Source organism: Paraburkholderia megapolitana, assembly GCF_007556815.1.
Classification (GTDB): domain Bacteria; phylum Pseudomonadota; class Gammaproteobacteria; order Burkholderiales; family Burkholderiaceae; genus Paraburkholderia; species Paraburkholderia megapolitana.
The window spans coordinates 164,502-189,417 of sequence record NZ_CP041743.1; the positions used below are offsets into that span (position 1 = coordinate 164,502).

Genomic DNA, 24,916 nt, shown 5'->3' on the forward strand with positions numbered 1-24,916 from the left:
CACCTGCCGTAATTTTCAGGGCGTGGCATGACGCTCAGATCATTTACGGGATTCCTCACCATGAATAAACGCGCATTTTTCTGGATCGGTTGCACTGCTGCCATGGTGTCGCTGGCATCGCTCATGCTCGCGACGGCCCCTGCCCACGCGGAGATGAATACGGTCGATCTTCCCCTTGTCGGCACCTGGACACTAGTCAGCGCCGACGTGCAGCATACCGACGGTACACGCACGCACGACTACGGCCCGATGCCGAGAGGCATGCTCTTCATCGATGCGCAGGGGCACTATTCGCTGCAGATCTTCAACAGCGAACGCAAGCCATTCGCGTCCGGCGACAGGGACACGGCGACACCCGACGAGTACAGAGCCGCCGCGCTCGGCCTCAGTTCGCATTTCGGCATGCTCAGTGACGACCGATCGCGCAAGGCACTGACCTTTCATATCCACAAGGCCTCTTATCCGAACTGGGAAGGCACCGAACAGGTCCGCATTTATGAATTGAAGGATGGCGAATTGAGTTATCGCGTTCCGGCGCGCGCCAACGGCGATGTTCCCATCTCCGTCTGGCGTCATCTGAACTGAAGCGCTTCATCTCCAATCACTCAATGCATCGCCACCGTTATGAATGTACCGCTCGCTCCTGCCCTGCTGGCGCCTGGCCTCGGCGCCCGGATTCGCACGCGTCGAAGAATCATCAATCACACGCTGGAGCAAACCGCGACGGCCGCGGGCATGTCGACCTCGTTCCTGTCCCAGGTCGAACGCGACTTGACGACGCCCTCAGTGAGATCGCTCGCGAAAATCGCCGAAGCGCTGGATATGCCGATGCAGTACTTCATCGATGCCGCGGACATCTGCGTATCGCGCTCGCAGCAGCGGCAATGCTTCGGGCTGGAGGGTTCGGCCTGCTCGTTCGCGCATCTGACGGCGCCGCTACCGCATGGGCAATTGCAGAGCATCCTCGTGCGCATGCCGGCGGGCTCGCAACAGCCCGCCGTCACCACTCATGCGTTAGAAGAATCCCTGTTCGTGACCGCCGGCGAACTGACGCTTTCGCTGGAAAGCGAAACCCTCGTCCTGCGAGCCGGGGATGCAGCGTACTACCGATCGAACCAGGTGCATTGCTGGGCGAACGGTAGTGCCGCGGAAACTACCGTAGTCTGGACAGGTAGCCCTCGGCTCCTGTAGCACCATGTCTCGCCGCCGCGACCCTGGCAGCCGCAGCGGGAATCGAACGCGGTTCGAGCTGCACGCGATCGCATTCGAACATTTCCTGACGCAATTCTCCGTGCGCATCGAACCACTGGCAGATCAACCATTCGCCCGGCGCAGGCGCGACCGCACCCGCGTAGGTCACCGTCATGCGCGGGCCGCCGGTTTTGAGCGTGACGACGTCGCCCACCTTGAAGGCGAGCGATGCGTCGAATGCGTCAGGAGCAGCGGTAAGCATTGAAGTCCCCGTTACTGGAGCGTTGCGTCAAGCGCGTTATACGAAGCGCGCCTGGTCGTTTAAATCACCTTTGCCGAAGACGTTCGACCGGCATGGATTTTTAAAGATTGCCGAAGATTAACAAACCATATTTCTGCCCGGCAAGCGCTTTTCATTAATATCGTTTTCATGATCGGGAAGTTTGAAACGGCGCACTCCGGGTCTTGCATCCTTTCGCTGGAATCGTTTCCCATAAAGGCTGACCGGCTGGTCGGAGAATGCCTTGGTTCCTCGATTCGAGCGCGGCACAATTTACTTTTCACCGTCTCTCGCCAGCGTAAAACATGCCGATCATATTCCTCGTTTATGCCAATATCGTGTAAATCCCGATCAAACAGCTTTTTCAGATCAATAGCATTATTTGGTACTTACCCTTAATGCTCCGCCGCAATGCCGCTGCGACCTATGCGTCATTCACCCCGCAACCGCCGCGCTCCGTTGCAACGCGATGCGCTGATGGTGCACGAGCAGCGTACTCAGCCCGATGCAGATCGCCATCAACACGGCGTTGATCGCGAGGCTCGACTGGAATGCATGCGCGTAGCTTTCCGGTGTCGAGCGGCCGGCGAGCACACCGAAGAACGCACCGCTGATCGCCGCAGTACCGAACGCCGAACCGATCTGCAACGTCGACGACACGACACCCGATGCGAGCCCGGCCTTGGCAGGCTCGACTTCGGTGAGCACGATGCGCACGATCGACGGCAACAGCAAGCCGTGGCCGATACCCGCGCACACCAGACCAGCATAGAACAACAGGTCGGGCGTTTCGGCATGCGTCGCGGCCCATCCTGTCACGGCGAAACCGCTGGCCAGCATCGTGAAGCCGAGCGTCAGCACATGACTGCCGATACGCCGCACCACCGCGGGCGAGGTCAGCGGTCCGATCAGGAAGCCGATCGCGAACGGCATGATGGCGATGCCGGAGGCGAGCGGTGTCCAGTGCAGACCTGTCTGCAGATAGATGCCATAGGTCAGGAAGAACGCGCTGTTGCAATAGAACAGGAACGCGAGCACGAGCCCCAGAGAAAACGCCGGATTGCGGAACAGCAGCAGATCGACGAGCGGATGACCGCCGGCTCGCTCGACGCGCTTTTCCGTCGCGACGAACCATGCGAACGCCGGCACCGCGAGTGCGAACATCACGAAGGTCCAAGCGGGCCAACCGGCTTCACGGCCATGCGTCATCGGATAGATGACCAGCAGCAGCAACAGCGACAGCAACGCGACGCCCTTCAGGTCGACACCGGTCTTCGTGGCCGGACGATTCTCGGGCACGAACTTCCACGTACCGATGAACGCCAGGATACCGACCGGCACGTTGAGCAGAAAAATGATCCGCCAGTCGAGACCGAACGGCCGATAGGTGATCAGCGCGCCGCCCCCAAGCTGCCCGACGATCGACGACAGACCGAACACGAAACCGTAGATGCTCATCACCTTCGTTTGCCGGTGTGCCGGTACGACGGCGCGGATGGTCGCCAGGACCTGCGGCGCCATCACCGCGGCCGCAATGCCCTGCACGATGCGTGCGAGCACCAGCATGTGGCCGCTCGTCGCGAAGCCGCACATCGCCGACGAAATCACGAAGCCGGCCATCCCGGCGAGAAAGACCTTGCGCCGGCCGAAAATATCGCCAAGCCGGCCGCCGGTGATCAGCAGCACGGCATACGCAGACGCGTACGCGGAGACGATCAGTTGCAGCTGGGCATCGGTGGCGCCGAGGCCGGTGTGAATTGCCGGCAGCGCGAGATTGACGATGAAGTAATCGAGCGGCGCGAGGAACGCACCGATGAACAGCACGCCGAGCGCGACCTTGCTCAGTTCGGCGGGCGCGGCGCGTCGCCCACCCGTCCCGCGCACGGCAACACCATTCGGCGCCGATTTGATGCATTCGCTATTCATGACTATCCGTTCAAGAATTAGTGAAAAAAATTCAGACGAGCGCGCGCATCGCAATGTCCACGATCGCTTCGAGCTCGCGCTCATCGCTTTTAACTTTGCCGAGGACGCGCAACCCCTGGGTCATGCACAACAGAAAATCGGCCACCGCTTTTTCATCGAGCCGCGAATTGAACACACCGCTCGCCTGGCCGCGGATCACAGCCCCCGCGAGTAGCGTCGCGATGCGTCGCTGGATCGATTCGATGCGTTCGCGCACCTCCGCATCTTCGAGCGGCATCTCCAGCGTGGCATTGGTGATGAAGCAGCTGCGCAGCCCCGTCAGCGAAGACGCAATCCGCGTGTGGTGCAGCAAGGCGTTGCGCAATGCTTCGTCCGGCGGCAGGCTGGCATTGAGCCGCTCGCACAGGCGCGCAATCGAACCGTCCGCGTAGTGATCGAGCGCGGCGAGCATGATGCCGCGCTTGTCGCCGAACACACCGTACAGGCTGCCGCGCAGCACGCCGGTAGCCTTGCAGAGATCGTCGATCGAGGTCGCGTGATAGCCGTGACGCCAGAACGTGTGACTCGCTTCGGTCAGCACGCTGTCCGTATCGAACTCGCGCGGACGGCCGCGCACGCAGACGTCGGACGGCTTTTTCGGGGTGGTGGCTTGATTCATGGACGGAAGTTTATGACTGCCTGTTCAAGAATTCAAGCCAAACGGTGATCAACCCTGCTATCAGTAGGCCATCGCGTTGGTTGGGTTCTGTCAGGCCGCGCTGTCAGGCCGCTAAGGCGCCGGCCAGGTACCCGCCGCGGTCGCAAATAGCTCGTTGACCTGCTGGTTATTCGCCGCTTCGGCCGAATAACCGAACGTGCCGTGGTCGCGTATCTCGTGTGCGGCGCGCAAGAACGCGCCGAGCGCCGCACGGGCTAGCGAGCCGCCCACGCTGACCCGCTTTACGCCAAGTGCTGCCAGTTCGTCCACGCTGAAAAGGCCGCCTTGCAGTCCCATCAGCACGTTGACCGGCCGCTTGAGTGCCGCCGTGACTGCCGCGATGTCGTCACGCGTCTTCAGTCCCGGCGCGTACAGCACGTCGGCACCGGCTTCCTGATACGCGTGCAAACGGCGAATCGTGTCGTCGAGATTGGGTCGGCCGACCAGATAGTTTTCGGCGCGCGCCGTCAGCGTGAACGGAAACGGCAGACTGCGTGCCGCTTCGACGGCCGCGCGCACGCGCTCGACCGCGAGATCGTGCGCGTACAGCGGGTCATCGGGACGGCCGGTCGAGTCTTCGATCGATCCGCCCACTACGCCCGCGGCTGCCGCGCGACGAATCGTTTCGGCGGCATCTTCGGGGCGGTCGCCGAAACCGTTCTCGAGATCCGCGCTGACCGGCAAGTCGGTGGCCGCGACGATCTCGGCCAGATGCACCATCATCTGGTCGCGGCCGACCGCGTTGTCCGGCAAGCCGCGTGAAAATGCGTAGCCGGCGCTGCTGGTTGCGAGCGCCTTGAAGCCGGCAAGCGCGAGTAGTCGCGCGCTGCCGATGTCCCATGGGTTCGGAATGACGAATGCGCCCGCGGCCTGATGAGCGGCCGCGAAGTCCTGCGCCTTTTCTGCCTGCGATTTCATCTGGAGTCCGTGATCGAGGGGGTTGGTTGCGCTGGCGGCACCACGCGGCTCTCGCGCACACCGCCGCCACTGAAAACAGGCGAGCACCCTGCCCGCCTGCGACGCACAACGCCGCGTCAGGTCTCGAGTTTCGCGTCCATCGTAATGGTCGCTTTCAGTACTTTCGATACCGGGCAATTGGCCTTCGCACTGGCGGTCGCCTTCTCGAACGCGGCCTGGTCGCCACCCGGAATCTTCACCGCGACGTCGAGGTGCACCGCGGTAATCGCAAAGCCGCCGTCGACTTTATCGAGCGTGAGCGTCGCGGTCGTGCCGATGCGCTCGGGCTTGATACCGGCCTGGCCGAGTTCCGCCGACAGCGCCATCGAAAAGCACCCTGCATGGGCCGCTGCGATCAGTTCCTCGGGGTTCGTGCCGATGCCGTTTTCGAAACGTGTCGCAAACGAATACTGGGTGTCCTTGAGGACGCCGCTGTCGGTGGAAATCGCTCCCTTGCCGTCCTGCAGGCCGCCTTGCCAGACCGCCGATGCCTTGCGCTTCATCTCGCTTCTCCAGTAGGAACCGTGCCTGCACGGCGACGCGTTGTCTCGATGCCTGCCGCAGCGGCCACGCCCTGATTGCGCGGACCGGCATCGATCGCGTGACGCTGCGCACAACAGGGCGCGGGCGTGGACCGAACTTCATCATAGGCCGTTCTTAATGCAGCGTTGTGACTGCGGCACTGCCGGGCGAATCGGCCATTGATGCAATTCACGCAAGAATCTATATCCGGATCTCCGCTTTTTGCGGCTTGCCTTACCAAATACACTCGCCGCAACAGATCTGGCAACGGCGCAACGTCATTCGCCCCGGTCTGATCAACAATCGATCGTCGGAGGTCACCATGAAATCGTTTATTCCTGCAGCTCTTCTCGTCGCCGCTGCGCTCGCAGTGCCCGCTGTGTCGTTCGCGCAGCAATCCGACAGCACGGTCACGCGCGCGCAGGTTCGCGCCGAACTCGTATCGGCACAACAGGCAGGTCTGCTGAGCCAGCCCGATCCGGTCTATCCGCGTAACGCCGCGAACGTTCAGACGGTTGCCTCGGTCGCGCCGCAAGGGACGCGGCAGTTGGCAGCGTGGCGGTGAGCCGGTCGCAATGGGGCGTGCGTACGGCGCCTGATCAAGGGATCTTTGCGACGTATCGTGGCCAGTGAGCGTGGACAATAAGCGCGGGTAGTAAGCCGCGCCTGTAGCAGCAGCCAGCGACATGCATATGAACGAGGGGATGCAACAGAACACGTTGCATCCCCTCGTCACATCTGCGCCGGCGTAAAGGCGTCGGCACATAAACCCGCCGCAATCACCCCGCGGCAGTTTCGGCCTGCACAGGGTGCCCCGCCGCGCGGACCATCTGGTCCTCGTGATGCATCAGGTTCATCGCAGTGTGAACGAGCGCCACATGCGAAAACGCCTGCGGAAAATTACCGACGAGCCGGCCCGCGACCGGATCGTATTCCTCCGCCAGCAAGCCGAGATCGTTCGACAGCGCCAGCAGGCGCCGGAACAACCGATGCGCATCGTCGATGCGACCGAGCAACGCGAGATTGTCGACAAGCCAGAAGCTACACGCGAGGAACGTGCCTTCTCCAGGCGGTAGCCCGTCGTCGTATTCGGTCGTGCGGTAGCGCAGCACGAGGCCATCGTGCAGCAGCTCGCGCTCGACCGCCGCGACGGTGCTCGCGATGCGCGGGTCCGACGGCGGCAGAAAGCCGACAATCGGCAACATCAGGATGCTCGCGTCGAGTTCGTCGCTGCCATAGCTCTGCGTAAACGCCTGCTTGGCCGGACTCCAGCCCTTCTCGCACACATCCGCGTGAATCCCGTCGCGCAGCGCGCGCCAGCGTTCGAGCGGTCCAGGCAAGCCGAATTTCTCCGCGGATTTCAGCGCGCAGTCGAACGCGACCCACGCCATCACCTTCGAGAACGTGAAATGCCGGCGCCCGCCGCGCGTCTCCCAGATCCCCTCATCCGGTTCGCGCCAGATCGTTTCGAGGTGTGCGAGTAGCGAGCACTCAACCGACCACACCGTGTCGTCGGCCTGCAGACCGCCGACGCGCGCAACGTGGAGCGCACCCATCACCTCGCCGAACACGTCGAGTTGCAGCTGGTTCGCGGCTCCATTGCCGACCCGCACCGGCTTCGATTCCTCATAGCCAGGCAACCAGTCGAGTTCGATCTCGGGCAAGCGGCGCTCGCCGGCTATGCCGTACATGATCTGGATCTGCTCGGGCGAGCCGGCCATGACACGACCGAGCCAGCTGCGCCACGCGCGCGCCTCGTCGTAGTGGCCGCCGCGCATGAGCGCGAGCAGCGTGATCGTCGCGTCGCGCAGCCAGCAATAGCGGTAGTCCCAGTTGCGCGTGCCGCCGATGTGTTCGGGCAGCGACGTGGTCGGCGCGGCGACGATCCCGCCGGTCGGTTCGTAGGTGAGCGCCTTCAACGTGATCAGCGAACGTCGTACCGCGGATGCGTAGCGGCCCTGCACCTGGCAGCGCGCCGACCATTCGAGCCAGTAGTTCTCGGTGAGCGCGAGTAACGACAGCGGATCGCGCGCAGGCGGCACACGCAGATGCGACGCGGAGTAAGCGAGCGCGAACGGCACGCGTTCATCCGCGTGGACCGTGAACTCCGCGACTGTCGCGCGCAGGTTTTCGCCGGACAGCAGCACCGGTGTGCGCAACACCACGGTATCGGGACCCGCAGTCGCCTTCATGCCGGCCTCGCGCGACAGCTGTGTCACCCACGGGATCGAGCAGCCGTAGTCGAAGCGCAATACGAGTTCCGTGCGCATCTTCATCGCGCCGCGCCTGCCCACGACAATCCGCACGAGCTCCGACCATCCGTTATCGGGCGGCATGAAGTCGATCACCGTGACCGCGCCGTCGGCACTTTCGTAGTCGGTTTCGAGAATCAGCGTGTCGCCACGGTAGCGTCGCGTCGTCGCTGTCACGTTTGCATCTTCGGCCGGCGCGAGTAGCCAGCGGCCGTGTTCGGGCGTACCGACGAGCGCGGCAAAACATGCGCCGGAGTCGAAACGAGGCCAGCAGAGCCAGTCGACCGAACCGTCGCGCGAGATCAGCGCTGCGGTATGGCCGTCGCCGACGAGGGCGTAGTCTTCGATGAGGTTAGCCATGAAAATTTTTGTTTGTAGCTCGGGAGGCGCGAACGATCACAGTCCCGCGTAACGGCGCAATATCTTGCCGACGACACTGAATGCGTTGGAAATAGCCGGAATATCGTGATTGAAGAACAGGAACCCGTGAGGCAAACCGGACAATCGTTGCACCAGGGTTTCGACGCCCGCGGCCGCCAGCTTCAGCGCATAGGCTTCGCCATCGTCGCGCAGGGAATCGTATTCCGCTGTCAGTACGATCGCGGGCGCGAGCGACCGATGTGATTCCGCCAGCACGGGAGAAACATCCGGATTAGCGATGTCTGCGGTTCCGAGGCCGTACTGGGCACACATGAACTGTGCGCTCTCGAGCGTAATGTCCGGCCACTTCGCCTCACGTATCAAAGGTGAAGTCAGACGCATGTCGGTGGGGGATAGATCAGGCATTGAAACAGCGGCTGCGACTCGTTTCTCGCCGCGCGGCGCAAAACCACTGCCGCGGCCAGGTTGGCTCCTGCGCTCTCTCCGCCCAGTGCGATCGACGCCGGGTCGCATCCGAGCTCGCGCGCATGACTTACTGCCCAGGAAAAGGCCGTGTCGCAATCATCCAGTCCAGCTGGGAAGCGATGCTCCGGCGCGAGCCGGTAACCGACCGCCAGCAGCGGGTAGCCCGATTTCTTCGAGATCCACGCGCACATCGCATCGTGCGTATCGAGGTCGCCCTGAAACCAGCCGCCACCGTGGATAAAGACGAGCAGCCGGTTGCTCAACGCGTTGTCCGGGCGATAAAGACGAACCGGGACGTCCCCAGCGTGAAAGTCTTGCGTCGCTACGCCATCGGGACGCGGAAAGGTATCTCCCAGCGCACGCATCCAGGCACGAACCTGGGGTATGACTTCTGGCGTTAGCGGTACGGGCGGCGTCGCATCGAGCAACGCTGCCAGGTCGGGATCTAGGGGCATTCCGTCTCCTTGTCCATTTTTAGAAGTGAACCCGATCGATATGTTGCACGAAATGGTATCGATGTCATTTTAAGAAGTCAAGGCCAGACTGAAGGCTCACCGTTGCAATGATGCGTCGATAAACTCCCTGTTTCCCGCTATTGTCAAACTAGGCAAAGCATGGTCTGATGCCTGCACGCAAATTTATCGAACATCCAGCGAGAGAATTGATATCGATGTCATACGCCATACCCGAGGATAAAAGCATGCAACCGCCGGCACTAGCCAGCTGGGTCAGTCAGGAAGCGCAATCGCACTTTGCAGCGAATGTGGCCGGAATCGTCGCGCCACCGGGCGACATTGAGTCGACTCGCGCGCACTACGACACGATCAATCACGCTCGCGTCGAACTCGCAAAACAGCTCTTCCCCACCAGCGTGGAACGACAGGTGCTGAACGGTGTGCCTGTCGATGTCGTATCGCCTCTCGGGCAACCCGATAACGGGCATCGCCTGATCTGCCTGCATGGCGGCGCGTTTATGTGGGGCAGCGGCGATGGCGCTTTGGTGGAAGCCATACCCGTCGCTGCCGTATCCGGCTGCACGGTTATCGCAGTGGACTATCGACTGGCGCCCGAGCACCTGTTTCCTGCCGCAACGGATGATGTTGTCGCGTGCTATCGAGCTCTTCTGGCGGATCGACCTGCGACCCGCATCGCCCTTTACGGTAGTTCGGCCGGCGCGATGCTGAGCGCCCAGGTCATCGCACGACTCATTGCGGACGGCACGCCCCTACCCGGCGCGGTGGCCATGCTGCATGGAGCCGGCCTGGATCTGGACGGTGACTCAATGGCCGTCGCCCCCTGGCTGAACGGCATGGCGGCGCAGGGCGTCTCTGTGCCCCGCCCTGTACTGCCCTACCTCGCAGGCACGCATCCTGGCGACCCGCTAGTTACTCCCGGCGAGCGTCGGGCCGTATTCGAACACTTTCCTCCGAGCCTGCTCGTCACCGGTACGCGCGACTTTGCGGCGAGCTCGGTGTTCACGATGCATCGTCGGTTGCATATGGCGGGCGTGCCTGCGGAGCTGGTTGTATTCGACGGCCTGTGGCACACGCATCACGTCGATACCGGGTTACCGGAGTCGCGCGAGGTGTTTGAGCTGCTTGCGCGCTTTTTTGCCACGCATCTGAAGTAGCCCGCTACCCGATCGTCGAGGCTCGCACGGCCAGTTCGACCGGCAGCGGCCCCGGCACCTCGGACTCGCGATTGTTGATGAGGCTCAACACAACTTCGACGAGCGCGCGTCCGGCAAGCGCCCAATCCTGCCGGATGGAAGTAAGCGGTGGAATATTGCTCAAGGCAATCGAGCTGTCGTCGTAGCCGACAACCGCGACATCGCCAGGGATCGCAACTCCACGCGCGGACAACGCGTCACACGCGCCGGCAGCGATCTGGTCGCTCGCCGCGATGACCGCATCGAATTGCACGCCGTCGTCGAGCAGATCCGCCACCACACGCTGGCCCGCTGGACGCGAAAAATCACATGCAGACGCCTTGACGAGCATCGCCGAACTCTCCGCGAGCACGCCCCGGACCCCATCGAGACGGCTCGCCACTTCTGGATGCTTTGGATTGCCCAGAAAGACAAAGCGCTGGCGCCCGATCTCCAGCAGATGACTCGCAGCCAGTTCGCCCCCTTTCCGGTTGTCGCTGCCCACCACCGCGAGCCCCGTGTCGCCGGCATGCCCCCATATCACGGTAGGCAGTCCGCACGCGGCCACTTCGGCGGCACGTCCGCCGCGCTCGCCCTGGCCCAGCATGATGACGCCATCGGCGGACACGTTGTTCGATGCCAGAAAGAGGTCGCTGGTCGTGACCAGCATGACGTGGTCGATCGCCGCCAATGATTCAAGCAGGCTACCCAATACCAGCAGCAGGATCGGGTCGGTGGCCGGCCGGTCACCGTCGACAAGCTTCTCGATCACGACCGCGATCGTGTGGGTGCGCTGTGTGCGCAGACTGCGTGCCGTCGTATTGAGGCGGTAGCCAATTTCACGCGCAACTTCGACGATCCGTTCGCGAACCTCGGGACGAACCAGAGCGCTATCCCGCAGCGCGCGGGACACGGTGATTTTCGACACGCCGGCCAGCTCGGCAACCATTTCCATGGTTGGCCGTTGATGGGCCACATCGCTGACTTTAGGGGCGGCCAAAACGTACTTGCGTTTCGACATAGAGGAGATATCGCTTCGAATCTGGTGAGGGGATAAGACAGCTGGCGTGCTGCTGGCCTGCCTGCCCGACGTCATGGTCCCGATATCATAGCACCCCGGTATTGTCGGACCAAATGACGTCTCGATGCGCCGTCAATCCGGCACATGACACCGAATCACCCCCATATTGACGCTAGACCGGCACGAATTTACGTCACAAGGGCAAACCCGTAGAGCCAATTTCAATGTATCTCGATAGACTATGTTATCGATGTCATTTGCAGTACAAACACGACGCAGGAGACAATCATGGCGGCCACCATTCCGGAACCGCAACAGATGGCACACACGACCCAGCTCCCCGGTAAGCGGATAGCGGGAAGACAGCTCGCAACAGGTGTTTCGCTGCTCTATCTGGCGCTGTACTTCCATTTCGGCTTCTTCGCCTGGATGCCCGTATGGCTCAAGGATGCAGGCTCTTCAGCGACCGAGATCGGCACGTTGATTTCGATCCCATTGATCCTGCGCATCCTGACCGTCGCACCGTTCGCCGCGTGGTGCGGGCGGCACGGCCGGGTTCGTAATGGCATTGCGCTGACGGTATTTAGCGCCGCGGTCGTTCTCGTATTTTTCCCTCAAGCGACGACGCACTGGAGCCGGCTCGCGCTGTTCCTTGTCTTCTCGATCATCTGGGATCAGATACCGGTGCTCATGGACGCGTATGCGATTCTGACCGTGCGCAGTCGCAAGCTGGATTTTGGCCGGCTGCGTGTCTGGGGTTCCATTGCCGTGATTGCCTCGAGCGGCCTGGCGGGCTGGGTCATCGAAAAGCTGGGCATCAAATCGCTTCCGTGGGCAATCGCTGTCCTGCTGCTGTTCCCACTGGCGATTCTGCCGTTGCTGCCACGCGATAGCACGCTCGTCCACGAATCGTCGCATGGCAGTGGCAGCTGGTGTGAGATCTTCCGCGACCGGACGTTGATGTCCGTCCTGATCACTGCTTCGCTCTTGATGGGTAGCAGCGGTGTCATCACCGGCTTCGGATCGATTCAATGGAAAAGCGCGGGAATTCACGAAAGCACGATCGGCATTCTCAATGCGATTTCCGTGTCGTCCGAAATAGTTATTTTCACGTTCGGGGCGAAGCTACTCGGAAAGCGCGACCCGCGCATCATGATGGTGATTGGCGCCCTGTTTAGCGCCTTGCGCTGGGCAATCATGGCAACCTCTCCGGCTCTGCCGATGCTCGTTTTTGCACAGATTCTGCAGTGCTTCCTCGTCGCGGGCGCACTTCTCGCGCCGGTCCTGATGATCGCCAGCCGGGTCGAGGACATCCTGGTCCCCAGTGCGCAAGGACTGTATGCCGTTTTGCTCGGCGCAACGCTAGCGGCGGTGATCGCAGGCTCTGGATGGCTATGGCAGCTTGGGCCGGCAAAAGCCTATCTGGCTATGGCCGTACTCGCCTTGCTGTCGCTACCTGTACTCGCATCGTCGTGGCGCCGTGCCGCGGCTTAACGCGAGTTCGAATACCAGTTTCATCGCGAACGAATCATTCGCGAATACATGAAGTGAATGCCTCTTGAATCGGCGTTAATTTCCAGAATAGATGGGGGGAGACTTGAATAAATTTACATGCGCTCGCATGGTGCCTACGCTCGCACTGATGCTTTTTTCGCTGGCTAATTCGAATGACGCCGCGGCGCAAGCGGCACAGGACTGTCAGCAGTATGACCAGTTTGTTCCTCGCGGCGGCGTCGATCCCATTCCGTCTCCGTGTCAAACGGTAGACCCGGAACTGGGTGGTTTGCGCAAGGCGCTGGCTGCAAATGGGATCGGGATTTCCGTTTCTCTTGCCGGCCTCGTGACCTACAACTTGAGAGGCGACGGCGGAACGCCTCAACAGCTTTACTCGGGGCAAAAGCCTACCTACAACAGCACGTTCTTGCCGATGTTTACCTACGATCTCGGCAGGCTTGGTCTCAATCAAGGCTCGCAGTTCACGTTCAAACCGGTATTCAACTACAACTCGTTTCGTGGTAATGGACAGACTGGTTTTTCGGCCAACCAGCTTTCCGTTTATCTTCCCTTTTACGACAATAATGTAATCGTTCAAGCTGGCTTTTATTACGCTGCTTCCATTTTTTATGGAACCAATATCGGCGACATTGCGGGAGCTGCGATTTTGGGTCCGAGCAGCACGCTACCGTTTGCGACAGGCATTCAGGGCTGGCTGCCAACCCCGGCCCTGGATATCACGACATACTTTGGCGACAAACATTTCTACAATCACTTCGGCGTCACGCGGAGTGCCGATCCCGTCGATCCACTATACGAATGGAACAACAACCGGTCCGGACTTAACCCCTACGTCAGGGGCGGCCGGCCAGCCTTTATCGACGAAGTGGGCTACAAGGTAAATCCGGCTCCCGGGCAGAACAAGGTGTGGTTCCGTGCCGGCGCGATTTACAACACATCGGGATTCCCGACTGTGAATTCGATTCATACCCAGCCTTATCTCTCCGGAAGCTATACCAATCGCAACTATGGGTTCTACGGGATTCTCGACTATCAACTTACGCAGCCCAATCCCGGCCTGCCGTTTCAGGGGTGGTACGTCAACATCAAGGCCGATTACGGCTCTCAACTGGTCAACGTTTTCTCGTCCGACGTTGGATTGACTCTCTACAAAATTGGGACCTTTGCATCGAGACCGTTCGACCTGCTTTCGCTTTCGGTGGGTCGGAACTTCATTAGTAGCGACTTCGTCGATTTTGCCGATTCAGCAGGCATCGGCGCAACACGAGGCATCACGACCGCATCGGTGAGCTACGCGTACCTGGTCAAACGCGGTATCTACTGGAACAACGCGTTTCTTTACTCGAGCACGCCGACGGTTGCGCCGCAGCGTAAAGCGGCGCTCAGCATACTCAGCTCGGTGACGCTGGAGTTCTAAGCCGCCAACGCTACTCCGCAAACGGCAGGGTCGCCTGCCCTTGCGCACGCATATCGAACACATTCAGCGTCATCGCCACCAGCGCGTAATAGCCGAGCAGCGCGACCAGATTGATCGTCACCGTGTGACCGAAGCGCTCGACCGTTTGCGCATAGGTCGCATCGGACACGCGCTTCGCGTCATAGAGCTCGCTGGCGAATGCGTAGATCAGCGCATCGTCGGCATCCGTGAACGCGGGACGCTTCCCCCGCAGCAACGCCTGTGCATCCTCTTCCCGCACACCGGCCTGCAGCGCGATCGGATAGTGGATGTACCACTCGGCCTGCGCTTGCCAGCGCGCGGCTGTCACGAGGATCGCGAGTTCCGACAGGCGTAACGGCAACCCCGTTTGATACCTGCAGAATGCGCCAAGGCGTTGCGCATGCTGTGCAAGTTCAGGGCTGTGAATCCAGCCGAGAAACGGGCCGTTCAGATTGCCGCGCGGCCCGGACAGGATTTCGTCGAGCACGGCTTTCTGTTCTGGCGTTGCGGCGGCGGCATCGAAGTGCGGAAGACGATCGGTCATAGCGAGGCTCGTGAGGGAGGTTCAGGACGACGGCAGCGCCGCATCGATCGCATCGGTCAGGCGCTCGACGATTCTGTCGATATCGCTCGCCGTACAGATGAACGGCGGTGCAAGCAGCACATGATCGCCGATCTTGCCGTCCACGGTGCCGCCCATCGGATAAACCATCAGCCCGCGATTGAACGACTCGTTGCGGACCGCCGCATGCAGTTTCAGCGCCGGATCGAACGGTGTTTTCGTCGTCCGGTCCCGCACCAGTTCGATACCGACGAACAGCCCGCGGCCACGCACGTCGCCGATATGCGGATGCTGCGCATAATGCGCACGTAGTTGCGCGCGCAATTGCTCGCCGCGCGCCTGCACGTTCGCGAGCAGGTTGTCTTCGGCGATCACGTTCTGCACTTCGAGCGCCGCCGCACACGCGGTTGCGTGACCGATATATGTGTGGCCATGCTGGAAGAACCCGCTGCCGCCGACAATCGCGTCGTAGATCTTCGCGCTCACGAGCGTTGCTCCGATCGGTTGATAACCGGCGCCGAGCCCCTTTGCGATGGTCAGCAGATCGGGCGCGACACCGTCTTCGTCGCACGCATAGAGATGGCCGGTGCGCCCCATGCCCGACATGATTTCGTCGAGGATCAGCAGCACGCCGTAGCGGTCGCACACTGCGCGGATCTTGCGGAAATAGTCGCGCACAGGCGGCACCGCGCCGGCCGTCGCGCCGACCACGGTCTCCGCGACGAAAGCGGCCACCGTGTCGGGGCCGAGTGCGAGGATCTTCTGTTCGAGCTCGTCCGCGAGGCGCTGGGCATAGGCTGCGTCGGTTTCGTCTGCGAGCTGTTCACGGTACGCGTAGCAGGGACTCACATGATGCGTCTCGATCAGCAGCGGCAGAAACGGCTCACGCCGCCACGCGTTGCCGCCTATTGCGAGTGCCCCGAGCGTGTTGCCGTGATAGCTCTGCCGACGCGCGATGAAATGTCGTCGCTGCGGCTGGCCCGTCTCGACGAAGTACTGACGCGCGAGTTTCAACGCCGCTTCGATCGCCTCCGAACCGCCGGATACGAAGTACACATGCTCGAGCCCTTGCGGTGCCGCGGCGACCAGGCGGTCCGCCAACGCTTCGGCCGGTTCGGTCGTGAAGAACGATGTGTGCGCGTACGGCAATTGCTGCGATTGCCGCCTGATCGCCTCGATCACGCGCGCGTTGCTGTGCCCAAGGCACGACACGGCGGCACCGCCGCATGCGTCGATATAACGCTTGCCGGTAGCATCGACGATCTCGATGCCGTCGCCGGTCACGGCGACCGGCAGCGTCTTCTTCGGCATACGGTGAAATACGGTGGACATGGCACTCCTCATCTTGAATCACCACACGATGCGCATTTATACATTTGCACAACGTTTGTTGTCAAATGAGGTGCCGCTATCCACTGCGGATCAATCCGCGCGAATAGCTTCAGGAGAGGTAAGCGCCCTTCGAATGAAACGCGTGCTCGGCTTTTTCGATCTGCTCGACACCGCGCGCGCCTTCGAGCGCCAGCAGATGCGCAACCAGCGATTCGGCAATCGCGGTCGCTGCGACTAGCGAAGGGAAAAACGACGGACTGTCGTGTGAAAAGATCAACACCTTGTCGGCATGCAGTGCAATCGGCGACACCGCGCTGTCGGTGATCGCGATCAACCGGCTGCCCTTCTCCCGCGCAGCCTCGGCCACGCGTGCCGCTTCGGCGGAATAAGGCGCGAAACTGACGACGACGGTCGCGCTGTCGCGCTGGATACCGTGCAATTGCAATTCGAGCGTGCCCGCTTCGCCATTGAGCAGCGACACCGACGAACGAAACAGCCGGTATCCATATACCAGTCCGAATGCAACCGAATAGCACGAACGAAAACCGGCCACATGCACGTGCGATGCGCGCCGCAGCAGACGCGCCGCTTCGACAGTCGTGCGCGCGTTGTGCGCGGCCGTCAGTTCGAGATTGTGCTGCTGGGCGATGAGCAGATCGTGTGCGAGCGCGTCTTTCGCGGTGGTCTTGACGAGCGAACGCGCCTTGCTCGTGAGGCGCTCAGGCCGCGTACGTACACGCGCGACGAACAACTCGCGCAACTCGTTCCAGCCCGGAAAACCAAGTTGCTGCGACAACCGCACGAGCGATGCAGGCTGCACCTGCGCCCGCTCGGCCACCTTGCGCATCGACGACACCGCGACTTCATCCGGATGATCGAGCAGGAATGCCGCACCCATCTGAAACTGCGGACTCAGTTCGGCAAAACGTGTGCGGATCAGGGCGGCAAGCTCGTCGAAACTGTCTGGCATGCGGTGTACCGGCGATGGTGGTTGACAACAAATGTTACCACCGGCGCCCGTGCGGGTTTGTGCACCCGGCACGGGCTTTCGCGTGGCATCCAGCAGACGTTCTCGCTGCAGCAGACCGCCCGCTTACAACAACGCCACGACCCGCACATCCCCCTGCTCCGCCGACGCCACCACCTTCCCCGCCACGCGCCGGAACGTGATCGTGACCGTCGCGTCGCCCACCCGCAGATCGCCGACTTCGAGCCAGTCGATACCGTCCGGCAGCATCGGCTGTTCGATGCGGACTTCGCGCCGCGCGGCGTCAATCGTCACGCCGAGGCATGCTTCGAGCATCATGAACGGCGAGCCAGCCGCCCACGCTTGCGGCAAGCAGGCGACCGGGTATGCCGTAGGCGGTTCGCCACGACGACGCGGGAAACCGCAGAACAGCTCGGGCAGGCGCATGTCGAAATTCACCGCGGCCTGAAACAGCGCCTGCAATAGACGCACCGCGGTCGCCTTGCCGCCGTAGCGCGCCGCGCCGCGAGCACACAGCGCGTTGTCGTGCGGCCAGACCGAACCGTTGTGATACGCCATCGGATTGAAGCGCGGTTGCCCCGCGGCGAGCGTACGCACGCCCCAGCCCGTATGGAACAGCGTCGACTCGAGCGCACGCGCCACCGCTTCGCCGCGGCTGCGCTCGGGCAAGCCGAACGCCAGCAGGTGCCCCGCATTCGATGCAAGCACGCGGCACAGCTCGCCATGACCGTCGAGCGCAATGCCGTAGAAGCCCGCGTCCTCCATCCAGTACTTGTCCTCGACGCACGCACGAATTGCCTTCGCGCGTTGAGCGTAGTCGGCGGCATCGCTGGTCAGGCCGCGCAGCGTCGAGAAATGCGCCATCGTGTCGAACGCGGCGCTCGCGTACGCCTGCACTTCGACCAGTGCGATCGGTCCATCGGGGAAACGACCGTCCGCGTGGAACACGGAATCGTGGCTGTCTTTCCAACCCTGGTTCGCGAGTCCACCATCCGATTCGCGCTGATAGTCGAGCAGCCCGTAACGGTTCTTGTCGCACACGCCCTTCACCCAGCCGGCTGCGCGATCGAGCGCGGGCCACAGTTCGTCGATCAGTGCGAGATCGCCGGTGCGTTCCGCATAGGCGCCGGCCAGCCCGATAAACAGCGGTGTCGTGTCGACACCGCCGTAGTACTGCGCGAACGGCACCTCGCCGGTTGCCGCCATCTCGCTCTTGCGCATCTCGTGGATGATCTTGCCGACCGCCGCGTCGCGGAACGCCGAGTTCTCGCGCGCCTGGTGTTCGGCCTGAAAGCGCAGCACGCCGGCCGCGAGCGAAGGCTGCAGCCAGAGTGTTTGCATCGACGTAATGACCGCATCGCGGCCGAACGGCGTCGAGAACCACGGGATACCGGCATACGGATACGGGCCGGAGGGGAGATCGGTGGTCAGCAGGCCGATGTCGGCCAGCGAACGGTCGATCCACGCGTTGAACAACGGATTGCTCGAACGGATGTGCGCAGACGCGCGGCGGCGCTCGCGCATCACCAGGTGCGCATCGACGAGGCCGGCGCGCACCGCAGCACGGCCCACACGCGGGCGCGCCGCATCGATCTGCGACAGATGCGCGCCGCTCAGGTAGTGCAGCGGCTGCTGGACACCCGCGCTCGGCGCGTCAGCCTGCGCTTGCGTCAACGCCTTGACCTGTACCGACACCGACAGGTAGATCGACACGCACGCTTGCGCAGGCAGGCTTACCGTGTAATCGGCACGTCCGGCAAGCAGGTTGTCGGGCTTCGGCGAAAAGGCGATCTGCACGCGCCGCTCGACATCGTCGAGCCCGATGTAGTTGATCAGCACGTCTTCGTTCTCGACACGCGCCGGCTCGAGCGTGCCGTGCTTGTCGCGCTTCAGGCCGCGCACTTCGAACATGTCGCGGAAGTCGCTGGCGAAAGAAATAGACAACGGCACGACCGCATCGCTCGTGCCGTAGTTGGTGAGTTCGATCGCTTCGTTGAGCACCGTGCCCGACAGCACGCGCACACGCTCGACGTGAATCACACCTTCCGGCGTAATGTCGCCGCCGAGCGGCGGCAGCGGCCGGTTGGTCAGGTGCGCGGTGAAGGCCGCGTTGTCGCTGCTAACACTGCCCGACAACAGCGACGGTGCGCGGCCGCCGAAAGTGAGCCGCAATTGCGACAGCACGCGCGTGTCGTTGACGAACAATCCGTCGTCGCGACCGGTGATGTCGCCCAATGCATCGTTGACGATGAAGGTGTCGCCGGATTTCAGCACGTACTGTGCCGGGCTCGCGGTGTTCTGGTTTTCGGGTGCGATGAATGCGTCAGGTGCGGCCGGTGTTGCACCGCCCGTGTGTGTCAGTCCGCCGAGTGCTTCTGGATCCTGCATCAGCTTGCTCCTGTGCTGTTGGCCTTGTTGCGATTGTAGAGGGTATGAGGCCAGCCGAGGAGTTTCGTTCCGTATGCGCGCGAGATGCCGTAAACGAAACTGCCGCGCAAAAGCGCGGCAGTCGAACCACTACAGTCACACGAGGCCACCTACTCGCCTCGTGCGGGCAAGCTCCTAGCGCTGCGCGATCGGCTTCGCTTCGCGCGACGTTTCGCCGACGAACAACTGACGCGGACGGCCGATCTTCTGTTCCGGATCGGCGATCATCTCGTTCCATTGCGCAATCCAGCCGACAGTACGCGCCATCGCGAAGATGCAGGTAAACATCGACGTCGGGATACCGAGCGCGCGTTGCACGATGCCCGAGTAGAAGTCGACGTTCGGATACAGCTTGCGCGACACGAAATAGTCATCTTCGAGCGCGATCTTTTCCAGCGCCATCGCGAGCTTGAAGAGCGGGTCGTCGTGCAGGCCCAGTTCTTCCAGCACTTCGTAGCAGGTCTCGCGCATCAGCTTCGCGCGCGGATCGTAGTTCTTGTACACGCGGTGGCCGAAGCCCATCAGTTTCACGCCCGAGTTCTTGTCCTTCACCTGCTTGATGAACTCGGGGATCTTGTCGACCGAACCGATTTCTTCGAGCATGTTCAGCGCCGCTTCGTTTGCGCCGCCGTGTGCCGGACCCCACAGGCATGCAATTCCTGCCGCGATACAGGCAAACGGATTCGCACCCGACGAGCCCGCCAGTCGCACCGTCGACGTCGACGCGTTCTGCTCGTGGTCCGCATGCAGGATCAGGATGCGGTCGAGCGCGCGCACCAGCACGTCGTTGACCTTGTACTCTTCAGCGGGCGTCGAGAACATCATCTGCATGAAGTTCGCGCTGTACGACAAATCGTTCTGCGGATACACGAACGGCTGACCGATGCTGTACTTGTAGGCCATTGCGACGAGCGTCGGCAGCTTGGCAATCATGCGTGTTGCCGAAATCTCGCGATGCCGCGGGTTATTGATGTCGAGCGAGTCGTGATAGAACGCCGACAACGCACCGACCGCGGCAACGAGAATCGCCATCGGATGTGCATCGCGCCGGAAGCCGCGGAAGAAGATGTGCATCTGTTCGTGCACCATCGTGTGCTTCGTGACGGTCTCGACGAATTCATCCTTCTGCTGCTGGTTCGGCAGTTCGCCCGTCAGCAGCAGGAAGCAGGTTTCGAGAAAATCCGCGTTCTGCGCGAGGTTATCGATCGGGTAGCCGCGGTACAGCAGTTCGCCCTTGTCCCCATCGATATACGTAATCGCAGAGTTGCACGACGCCGTCGACATGAAGCCCGGGTCGTACGTGAACTTGCCGGTCTGGCCGTACAGTTTGCGGATGTCGATCACGTCCGGGCCGAGCGTGCCCTTGTAGATCGGCAGATCGATGGCTTCGCTACCATCGGAAAACGTGAGCGTTGCGTGTGTCGTCGAATCGTTCATCTGCGTTCCTTTATTTGTTGCACCGATTGTGTCGCACCGGTCGGTTACATCGATGGTCACGGCGCATGCGGGCCGGGACCGACCCGCGTTGGCAATGCATTCTACGGCGCGCGCGTCCGGTTATTGGATCGATCGCGCACAACAAACCATCTCGCCCGACGCAACACTCGTTGTCAAAGATGTCCCCGACATGTCGGGAAAATGAAACCTGCACACTGCGTGCAACAGTGTTTTGCCGGCCGCAGCCTGCACAGGCGCGTCCGCTCTGACATACTGAAGTCGTGTTTTGCTTCCCCTCGCAAGCACATTGTCGTTTCAGCCCGCCGTTCTGCGGCGGGCTTTTTTTACCAGCCAGTATCAAGTGAAATCCGGGCTGACACTCAAACCGGAATTCGAGTCGAAGCTCAAGTCGAAACATCAGCTGAAAAAACAGGATGGACCCGATGAATCTCACCGTCGAAACATTATTCCCGGAAAGCGAACAGGAAGACGAAAGCATCGTCACCGCGCTCAGCCATCAGGATATCGTTGTCGCGCTATCGGCGGCACTGGCGCCAAAAAAGGTTGCGGTACTGCATATGCTGTATCCGCGCACCGATGCACGCACGCACCGCAGTCTCGACTCGCTTGTCGCAGCGTTGCATGGCCACGGGCTGCATCAGGTCGCGCACCTCGTCGCACAGGAAGCGCACTACCTGCTGTTCAAAGACCCGGTGAAGGCGTGGAGAGCGTTCCAGGAAATCCGTAACGACTCGCTCGCGATCGGTGTGCATCTGTATTACAACGGCCTTGTCGGCCAGGCCGCCGAGCAGGTGCTCGACGTCGACGCGCATCGCAAGGGTTGAAGCGTTGAAACGTGTGTGCGCCAGCCAGCACTGCCACCGGGTTTAGCGGTCGGCGGCAGTGACGGCGGGCGCGCTACCCACCTCGCGAATGAACGTGTCGATGTAGCGGTTGAATGCGGCCGGATGTGCCAGATTCATGCCGTGCGATGCGCCGCGTACGGTCTCGCGGCGCGCATCCGGACACCATGTTGCCAGCGCCGTAGCCGTGCGGCGAAACATGTCGGGACTCTTCTCTCCATCGATCAGCAACAGCGGGCAGCGTATTTCGGCAGCATCCTCCGGTGTGTAGGCCGGCAACGGATCGCGAAACTGTCGTGCGAGCGTATGGGCATTGTCTGTCGCCATCGTGCGGAACGCCGTCGTGCTCTTCGCCCAGAAACCCGGCCGGCTCACCGAGTCGACGAACAGCTGCAATCCCGCATCCACCTCGCCCGTTTCGATCAACTGTGCAGCCCTTGCGCGCAGCGCATTGGCTGTTTCAGGGAGCTTCGCCGGCGTGCGTCCCGCGATCTGCAGTGGACCGCCCGGATCGGCCAGCGTCAGTGTGCGCAGCCACTGCGAATGACGCCTCGCGAAATGAAACGCCACACAGCCACCGCGCGAATGACCGACCACATGCGCCGGCCCGGCACCGAATCGTTCGATAAATTCGGCCAGCTCGCCCGCGTGATCGCTCCAGCTGAATGGAAGGTCGGTGGGCGTATCGGTGACCGGCCAGTAGTGCGTGAGGCTCACGGCGACACAGCGATAACGCGCGGAGAGACCCGCGAGCTGCGGTTGCCAGTAGCGGTAGTCGCACAGCGAGCCGTGCACGAAGAGCAGCAGTTCTCCCTCGCCGGCCTCGACATAAGGCATGCGCAGGCGGTTCTGCAGGGAAACGAACGATGGTGAGGAAGCGGGAACAGGCTGATTCACGGACACGGGCGGCCGACGCCGGCAACGAAAAGAGCGCCTATTGTCACATAGGCCACTTATCGGACCATGCTGCCGGCCCGCGCCGGCAATCGCCTGATCCTGGTAGCGCAGCGCCCGCTCAATCGAACGCGAACGCGTCCACCATGCCGAGCGCCGCGCCTGCTCCGCGGACAGCGCAGGTCAGCGGTTCGTCGGCCACGCGCACGGCGACGCCGAGCTGCTCGCTCAGGCAGCGGTCCAGATGGCCGAGCAGCGCGCCGCCGCCGGTCAGCACGATGCCGCTTCCGGCGATATCGGTGATCAGTTCGGGCGGTGCGCTTTCGAGCCCGGTTTTCACCGCGCCGATCACCTGCCGCAGCGGCGCGACGATTGCCTCTGCGATGTCATGATTGCTTAGCTGGACCGTGCGCGGCAGGCCGTCTTCGACGCTGCGCCCGGTCGCGTTCATGCGCTCGAGCGGTACGTCGCGCAACGCCGAGCCGATGGTTTTCTTCACGTATTCGGCTGTCTGCTCCCCGAGCAGCACGCCGTACACGCTGCGCACATGGTTGACGATCGCCTGGTCGAACTGGTCGCCGCCGACGCGGATCGACCCGCTGTACACGGCGCCGCCCAGCGCGATCACACCGACCTCGGTGGTGCCGCCGCCGATATCGACCACCATCGATCCAGTCGCCGACGCCACCGGCAATCCCGCACCGACCGCCGACGCCAGCGACTCGCCGATCAGGCTCACCTTCCACGCCCCCGCCGATACCGCTGCTTCCTTGATCGCGCGGCGTTCGACCTGGGTCGCGCCCGCCGGCACGCAGATCGTGAACGTCGCGCGACGGCCGAACAGCTGGCGCGGGCGAGCCATCGCCACGAACTGCCGGATCATGTGTTCGGCGGCGGGAAAGTCGGCGATGACGCCGTGTCGCATCGGCCGGACCGCTTCGAGATTGCCGGGCGCGCGGCCGAGCATCTGCTTCGCCTCGTTGCCGACAGCGGCCACGATCGGCGTACCGCCGGCCGTGACATGATCGCGGCGCGCTTCGCCCTGCTTCTGGAAACAGACGACGGACGGCTGGTTGAGCACGATGCCGCCGTCGTCGGTATAGATCAGCGTATTCGCCGTGCCGAGGTCGACCGCCACGTTCTGACGGAACAGGCGACTGAACAGCGGCGGGTGCGACGTCGGTTGGGCCATAGCGTGGCTCTGCGTGTGTGGCCGCCCGTTGTCTGCGGCGGCGCGAATAATCGGCCCCGGCTGCGCGTTGACGACTGTCCGGCCTGGTCCAGGCCCGCGTGTCGGGTGCTGTTTTCGTGCTGTTCTTGCGCTTCGTGTTGATAACTTCTAACGGCAGCACCGGCGAGAAACTTTAGGCGCCTGTGCGAGCCGGTATGACGACTACCTGAATCCCCTGAATCCCCTTAACCCAGCGCCTTCACCAGCGCATCGCGTCCGAGCGCCGCGCCGTCGGCGGAAATGGTGTGGCCGACGCCCGGCAGCGCGTACGCATCGACCGTGTAGCCCGCATCCTCGAGCGCGCTAGCCGCGTGTTCGAGTTCGCGAACCGGAATGACTTCGTCGTCGGTGCCGTGAATCAGTGTGACAGCCGTGCCACTGTGTACGCCGACCGGCGACGACAGACGCCCCGAATAGGCGACCACTGCGGCCGCGCCATCCGGATTGGACGCGACATGATGCAACGACATAATTGAGCCCTGCGAAAAACCAACCAGCGCAAGCTTTTCGTAAGCAACGCGCCAATGCGCGAGTTCGGCGGTCAGCACGCGGAGCAGCGCCGGGTAGGCATCCGCGACACGCTCCACGCGATTCGCCGCGTCGATCTCCCGCAGGCTGAACCACTGACGCCCGCCGAAACCACCGTCGAACGGCTCGCTGCCGTCCAGCGACACGAACGCCGTATCGGGCAACGCGCCGTGCCAGAAATCGGCGAGCGGCGTCAGGTCGCGCGCGTTGCTGCCCACGCCGTGCAGCAGCACCACCAGCGACTGCGCAGGCAGGTTCGCCGGTGCAAGCCGCCAGCCATGTTCGAATTGCTCCCACGCCATCGCCGAATCCCATCGATCAAGTTCGCGCAACGCGAACCCCGCCGCGCACAGCCGCGAGG

23 protein-coding genes and 1 pseudogene are annotated in these 24,916 nt (G+C 62.3%); 7 read left to right on the forward strand and 17 right to left on the reverse strand.

From position 1 onward, the window contains the following. Window positions 1–60 precede the first annotated feature (60 nt). Both FNZ07_RS00675 and FNZ07_RS00680 read left to right on the forward strand, forming a co-directional pair. Window positions 61–585: a lipocalin-like domain-containing protein gene (locus FNZ07_RS00675; RefSeq protein ID WP_091007079.1), complete on the forward strand. Its 525-nt coding sequence runs from the start codon at window positions 61–63 to the stop codon at window positions 583–585. 39 nt (window positions 586–624) lie between these two features. Continuing rightward, window positions 625–1,191 (forward strand): helix-turn-helix domain-containing protein, encoded by a 567-nt coding sequence (locus FNZ07_RS00680; protein WP_091007082.1) that lies wholly within the window; start codon window positions 625–627, stop codon window positions 1,189–1,191. Here FNZ07_RS00680 and FNZ07_RS00685 read toward each other — a convergent pair. The 5 genes from FNZ07_RS00685 to FNZ07_RS00705 all read right to left on the reverse strand — a co-directional run bounded on the left by FNZ07_RS00685 (window position 1,154) and on the right by FNZ07_RS00705 (window position 5,554). Further along, window positions 1,154–1,453 (reverse strand): YodC family protein, encoded by a 300-nt coding sequence (locus FNZ07_RS00685; protein ID WP_091007087.1) that lies wholly within the window; start codon window positions 1,451–1,453, stop codon window positions 1,154–1,156. The two genes, FNZ07_RS00680 and FNZ07_RS00685, sit on opposite strands and share 38 nt — an antisense overlap. Window positions 1,454–1,906: 453 nt before the next feature. Beyond that, window positions 1,907–3,397, reverse strand: coding sequence for an MFS transporter (locus tag FNZ07_RS00690; protein ID WP_091007090.1), 1,491 nt, complete (start codon window positions 3,395–3,397; stop codon window positions 1,907–1,909). Between the two features lie 31 nt (window positions 3,398–3,428). Next, the gene (locus FNZ07_RS00695) at window positions 3,429–4,055 is read right to left on the reverse strand and encodes a TetR/AcrR family transcriptional regulator (RefSeq protein WP_091007092.1); all 627 of its coding nucleotides are present in this window, start codon (window positions 4,053–4,055) and stop codon (window positions 3,429–3,431) included. A 111-nt stretch (window positions 4,056–4,166) separates the two neighbouring features. Further along, window positions 4,167–5,012, reverse strand: coding sequence for an isocitrate lyase/PEP mutase family protein (locus tag FNZ07_RS00700; protein ID WP_091007094.1), 846 nt, complete (start codon window positions 5,010–5,012; stop codon window positions 4,167–4,169). 116 nt (window positions 5,013–5,128) lie between these two features. Then, entirely contained in the window at window positions 5,129–5,554 is a 426-nt protein-coding gene (locus tag FNZ07_RS00705; protein ID WP_091007096.1) for an OsmC family protein, read from the reverse strand. A 341-nt stretch (window positions 5,555–5,895) separates the two neighbouring features. On the opposite strand from FNZ07_RS00705, the pseudogene FNZ07_RS34410 reads away from it, so the two are divergent. Further along, window positions 5,896–6,206: pseudogene (locus tag FNZ07_RS34410) on the forward strand (DUF4148 domain-containing protein). A 146-nt stretch (window positions 6,207–6,352) separates the two neighbouring features. On the opposite strand, the gene FNZ07_RS00715 reads toward FNZ07_RS34410, so the two are convergent. From FNZ07_RS00715 to FNZ07_RS00725, 3 genes are read right to left on the reverse strand one after another with little or no spacing between them, the layout of a single operon-like run. Continuing rightward, window positions 6,353–8,185 carry a glycoside hydrolase family 15 protein gene (locus FNZ07_RS00715; protein ID WP_091007100.1) on the reverse strand — a complete coding sequence of 611 codons (1,833 nt, stop codon included), beginning with the start codon at window positions 8,183–8,185 and terminating at the stop codon, window positions 6,353–6,355. A 36-nt stretch (window positions 8,186–8,221) separates the two neighbouring features. Further along, complete coding sequence (locus tag FNZ07_RS34245; protein WP_144269449.1) at window positions 8,222–8,611, reverse strand: alpha/beta hydrolase fold domain-containing protein; 390 nt, start codon at window positions 8,609–8,611, stop codon at window positions 8,222–8,224. Beyond that, a complete protein-coding gene (locus tag FNZ07_RS00725) occupies window positions 8,578–9,126 on the reverse strand; it encodes an alpha/beta hydrolase (RefSeq protein WP_144269450.1) in 549 nt (182 codons plus the stop codon). Before FNZ07_RS00725 ends, FNZ07_RS34245 begins: the two co-directional genes overlap by 34 nt. A gap of 245 nt (window positions 9,127–9,371) precedes the next feature. Between FNZ07_RS00725 and FNZ07_RS00730 the strand changes: the two genes are divergently transcribed. Beyond that, entirely contained in the window at window positions 9,372–10,301 is a 930-nt protein-coding gene (locus FNZ07_RS00730) for an alpha/beta hydrolase (RefSeq protein WP_170275644.1), read from the forward strand. Between the two features lie 4 nt (window positions 10,302–10,305). On the opposite strand, the gene FNZ07_RS00735 is transcribed toward FNZ07_RS00730, so the two are convergent. Continuing rightward, window positions 10,306–11,274, reverse strand: a complete 969-nt coding sequence (locus FNZ07_RS00735) for a substrate-binding domain-containing protein (RefSeq protein WP_170275645.1) — start codon at window positions 11,272–11,274, stop codon at window positions 10,306–10,308. A 354-nt stretch (window positions 11,275–11,628) separates the two neighbouring features. Between FNZ07_RS00735 and FNZ07_RS00740 the strand changes: the two genes are divergently transcribed. Together FNZ07_RS00740 and FNZ07_RS00745 are read left to right on the forward strand one after the other, a co-directional pair. Then, window positions 11,629–12,834 carry an MFS transporter gene (locus tag FNZ07_RS00740; RefSeq protein ID WP_091007110.1) on the forward strand — a complete coding sequence of 402 codons (1,206 nt, stop codon included), beginning with the start codon at window positions 11,629–11,631 and terminating at the stop codon, window positions 12,832–12,834. A 127-nt stretch (window positions 12,835–12,961) separates the two neighbouring features. Then, window positions 12,962–14,272, forward strand: a complete 1,311-nt coding sequence (locus FNZ07_RS00745; RefSeq protein WP_091007113.1) for a carbohydrate porin — start codon at window positions 12,962–12,964, stop codon at window positions 14,270–14,272. Between the two features lie 10 nt (window positions 14,273–14,282). On the opposite strand, the gene FNZ07_RS00750 is transcribed toward FNZ07_RS00745, so the two are convergent. The 5 genes from FNZ07_RS00750 to gltA all read right to left on the reverse strand — a co-directional run bounded on the left by FNZ07_RS00750 (window position 14,283) and on the right by gltA (window position 21,039). Beyond that, window positions 14,283–14,837 carry a carboxymuconolactone decarboxylase family protein gene (locus tag FNZ07_RS00750; protein WP_091007115.1) on the reverse strand — a complete coding sequence of 185 codons (555 nt, stop codon included), beginning with the start codon at window positions 14,835–14,837 and terminating at the stop codon, window positions 14,283–14,285. Window positions 14,838–14,858: 21 nt separating this feature from the next. Next, window positions 14,859–16,187, reverse strand: a complete 1,329-nt coding sequence (locus tag FNZ07_RS00755; RefSeq protein WP_091007117.1) for an aspartate aminotransferase family protein — start codon at window positions 16,185–16,187, stop codon at window positions 14,859–14,861. Between the two features lie 109 nt (window positions 16,188–16,296). After that, a complete protein-coding gene (locus FNZ07_RS00760) occupies window positions 16,297–17,157 on the reverse strand; it encodes a MurR/RpiR family transcriptional regulator (protein ID WP_091007119.1) in 861 nt (286 codons plus the stop codon). Window positions 17,158–17,280: 123 nt separating this feature from the next. Continuing rightward, complete coding sequence (locus FNZ07_RS00765) at window positions 17,281–19,563, reverse strand: amylo-alpha-1,6-glucosidase (protein WP_091007121.1); 2,283 nt, start codon at window positions 19,561–19,563, stop codon at window positions 17,281–17,283. Window positions 19,564–19,737: 174 nt separating this feature from the next. Further along, window positions 19,738–21,039: a citrate synthase gene (gene gltA / locus FNZ07_RS00770; protein ID WP_091007123.1), complete on the reverse strand. Its 1,302-nt coding sequence runs from the start codon at window positions 21,037–21,039 to the stop codon at window positions 19,738–19,740. A gap of 443 nt (window positions 21,040–21,482) precedes the next feature. On the opposite strand from gltA, the gene FNZ07_RS00775 reads away from it, so the two are divergent. Then, window positions 21,483–21,884, forward strand: coding sequence for a hypothetical protein (locus tag FNZ07_RS00775; RefSeq protein ID WP_091007124.1), 402 nt, complete (start codon window positions 21,483–21,485; stop codon window positions 21,882–21,884). 42 nt (window positions 21,885–21,926) lie between these two features. Here the strand turns inward: FNZ07_RS00775 and FNZ07_RS00780 are convergent, their stop codons facing one another. The 3 genes from FNZ07_RS00780 to FNZ07_RS00790 all read right to left on the reverse strand — a co-directional run bounded on the left by FNZ07_RS00780 (window position 21,927) and on the right by FNZ07_RS00790 (window position 24,857). Next, window positions 21,927–22,739 (reverse strand): alpha/beta fold hydrolase, encoded by an 813-nt coding sequence (locus tag FNZ07_RS00780; protein WP_091007126.1) that lies wholly within the window; start codon window positions 22,737–22,739, stop codon window positions 21,927–21,929. Window positions 22,740–22,917: 178 nt separating this feature from the next. After that, window positions 22,918–23,988, reverse strand: a complete 1,071-nt coding sequence (mreB, locus tag FNZ07_RS00785) for a rod shape-determining protein (RefSeq protein WP_091007128.1) — start codon at window positions 23,986–23,988, stop codon at window positions 22,918–22,920. Window positions 23,989–24,212: 224 nt separating this feature from the next. Continuing rightward, window positions 24,213–24,857, reverse strand: coding sequence for an alpha/beta hydrolase (locus FNZ07_RS00790; protein ID WP_091007129.1), 645 nt, complete (start codon window positions 24,855–24,857; stop codon window positions 24,213–24,215). Window positions 24,858–24,916 lie beyond the last annotated feature (59 nt).

What these genes read in the sequence shown, in the direction of transcription:
- FNZ07_RS00675 (WP_091007079.1), top strand. Translation starts at nt 61, where the DNA reads ATGAATAAACGCGCATTTTTCTGGATCGGTTGCACTGCTGCCATGGTG.
- FNZ07_RS00680 (WP_091007082.1), top strand. Translation starts at nt 625, where the DNA reads ATGAATGTACCGCTCGCTCCTGCCCTGCTGGCGCCTGGCCTCGGCGCC.
- FNZ07_RS00685 (WP_091007087.1), bottom strand. Translation starts at nt 1,453, where the DNA reads ATGCTTACCGCTGCTCCTGACGCATTCGACGCATCGCTCGCCTTCAAG.
- FNZ07_RS00690 (WP_091007090.1), bottom strand. Translation starts at nt 3,397, where the DNA reads ATGAATAGCGAATGCATCAAATCGGCGCCGAATGGTGTTGCCGTGCGC.
- FNZ07_RS00695 (WP_091007092.1), bottom strand. Translation starts at nt 4,055, where the DNA reads ATGAATCAAGCCACCACCCCGAAAAAGCCGTCCGACGTCTGCGTGCGC.
- FNZ07_RS00700 (WP_091007094.1), bottom strand. Translation starts at nt 5,012, where the DNA reads ATGAAATCGCAGGCAGAAAAGGCGCAGGACTTCGCGGCCGCTCATCAG.
- FNZ07_RS00705 (WP_091007096.1), bottom strand. Translation starts at nt 5,554, where the DNA reads ATGAAGCGCAAGGCATCGGCGGTCTGGCAAGGCGGCCTGCAGGACGGC.
- FNZ07_RS00715 (WP_091007100.1), bottom strand. Translation starts at nt 8,185, where the DNA reads ATGGCTAACCTCATCGAAGACTACGCCCTCGTCGGCGACGGCCATACC.
- FNZ07_RS34245 (WP_144269449.1), bottom strand. Translation starts at nt 8,611, where the DNA reads ATGCCTGATCTATCCCCCACCGACATGCGTCTGACTTCACCTTTGATA.
- FNZ07_RS00725 (WP_144269450.1), bottom strand. Translation starts at nt 9,126, where the DNA reads ATGCCCCTAGATCCCGACCTGGCAGCGTTGCTCGATGCGACGCCGCCC.
- FNZ07_RS00730 (WP_170275644.1), top strand. Translation starts at nt 9,372, where the DNA reads ATGCAACCGCCGGCACTAGCCAGCTGGGTCAGTCAGGAAGCGCAATCG.
- FNZ07_RS00735 (WP_170275645.1), bottom strand. Translation starts at nt 11,274, where the DNA reads ATGGAAATGGTTGCCGAGCTGGCCGGCGTGTCGAAAATCACCGTGTCC.
- FNZ07_RS00740 (WP_091007110.1), top strand. Translation starts at nt 11,629, where the DNA reads ATGGCGGCCACCATTCCGGAACCGCAACAGATGGCACACACGACCCAG.
- FNZ07_RS00745 (WP_091007113.1), top strand. Translation starts at nt 12,962, where the DNA reads ATGGTGCCTACGCTCGCACTGATGCTTTTTTCGCTGGCTAATTCGAAT.
- FNZ07_RS00750 (WP_091007115.1), bottom strand. Translation starts at nt 14,837, where the DNA reads ATGACCGATCGTCTTCCGCACTTCGATGCCGCCGCCGCAACGCCAGAA.
- FNZ07_RS00755 (WP_091007117.1), bottom strand. Translation starts at nt 16,187, where the DNA reads ATGTCCACCGTATTTCACCGTATGCCGAAGAAGACGCTGCCGGTCGCC.
- FNZ07_RS00760 (WP_091007119.1), bottom strand. Translation starts at nt 17,157, where the DNA reads ATGCCAGACAGTTTCGACGAGCTTGCCGCCCTGATCCGCACACGTTTT.
- FNZ07_RS00765 (WP_091007121.1), bottom strand. Translation starts at nt 19,563, where the DNA reads ATGCAGGATCCAGAAGCACTCGGCGGACTGACACACACGGGCGGTGCA.
- gltA (WP_091007123.1), bottom strand. Translation starts at nt 21,039, where the DNA reads ATGAACGATTCGACGACACACGCAACGCTCACGTTTTCCGATGGTAGC.
- FNZ07_RS00775 (WP_091007124.1), top strand. Translation starts at nt 21,483, where the DNA reads ATGAATCTCACCGTCGAAACATTATTCCCGGAAAGCGAACAGGAAGAC.
- FNZ07_RS00780 (WP_091007126.1), bottom strand. Translation starts at nt 22,739, where the DNA reads ATGCCTTATGTCGAGGCCGGCGAGGGAGAACTGCTGCTCTTCGTGCAC.
- mreB (WP_091007128.1), bottom strand. Translation starts at nt 23,988, where the DNA reads ATGGCCCAACCGACGTCGCACCCGCCGCTGTTCAGTCGCCTGTTCCGT.
- FNZ07_RS00790 (WP_091007129.1), bottom strand. Translation starts at nt 24,857, where the DNA reads ATGGCGTGGGAGCAATTCGAACATGGCTGGCGGCTTGCACCGGCGAAC.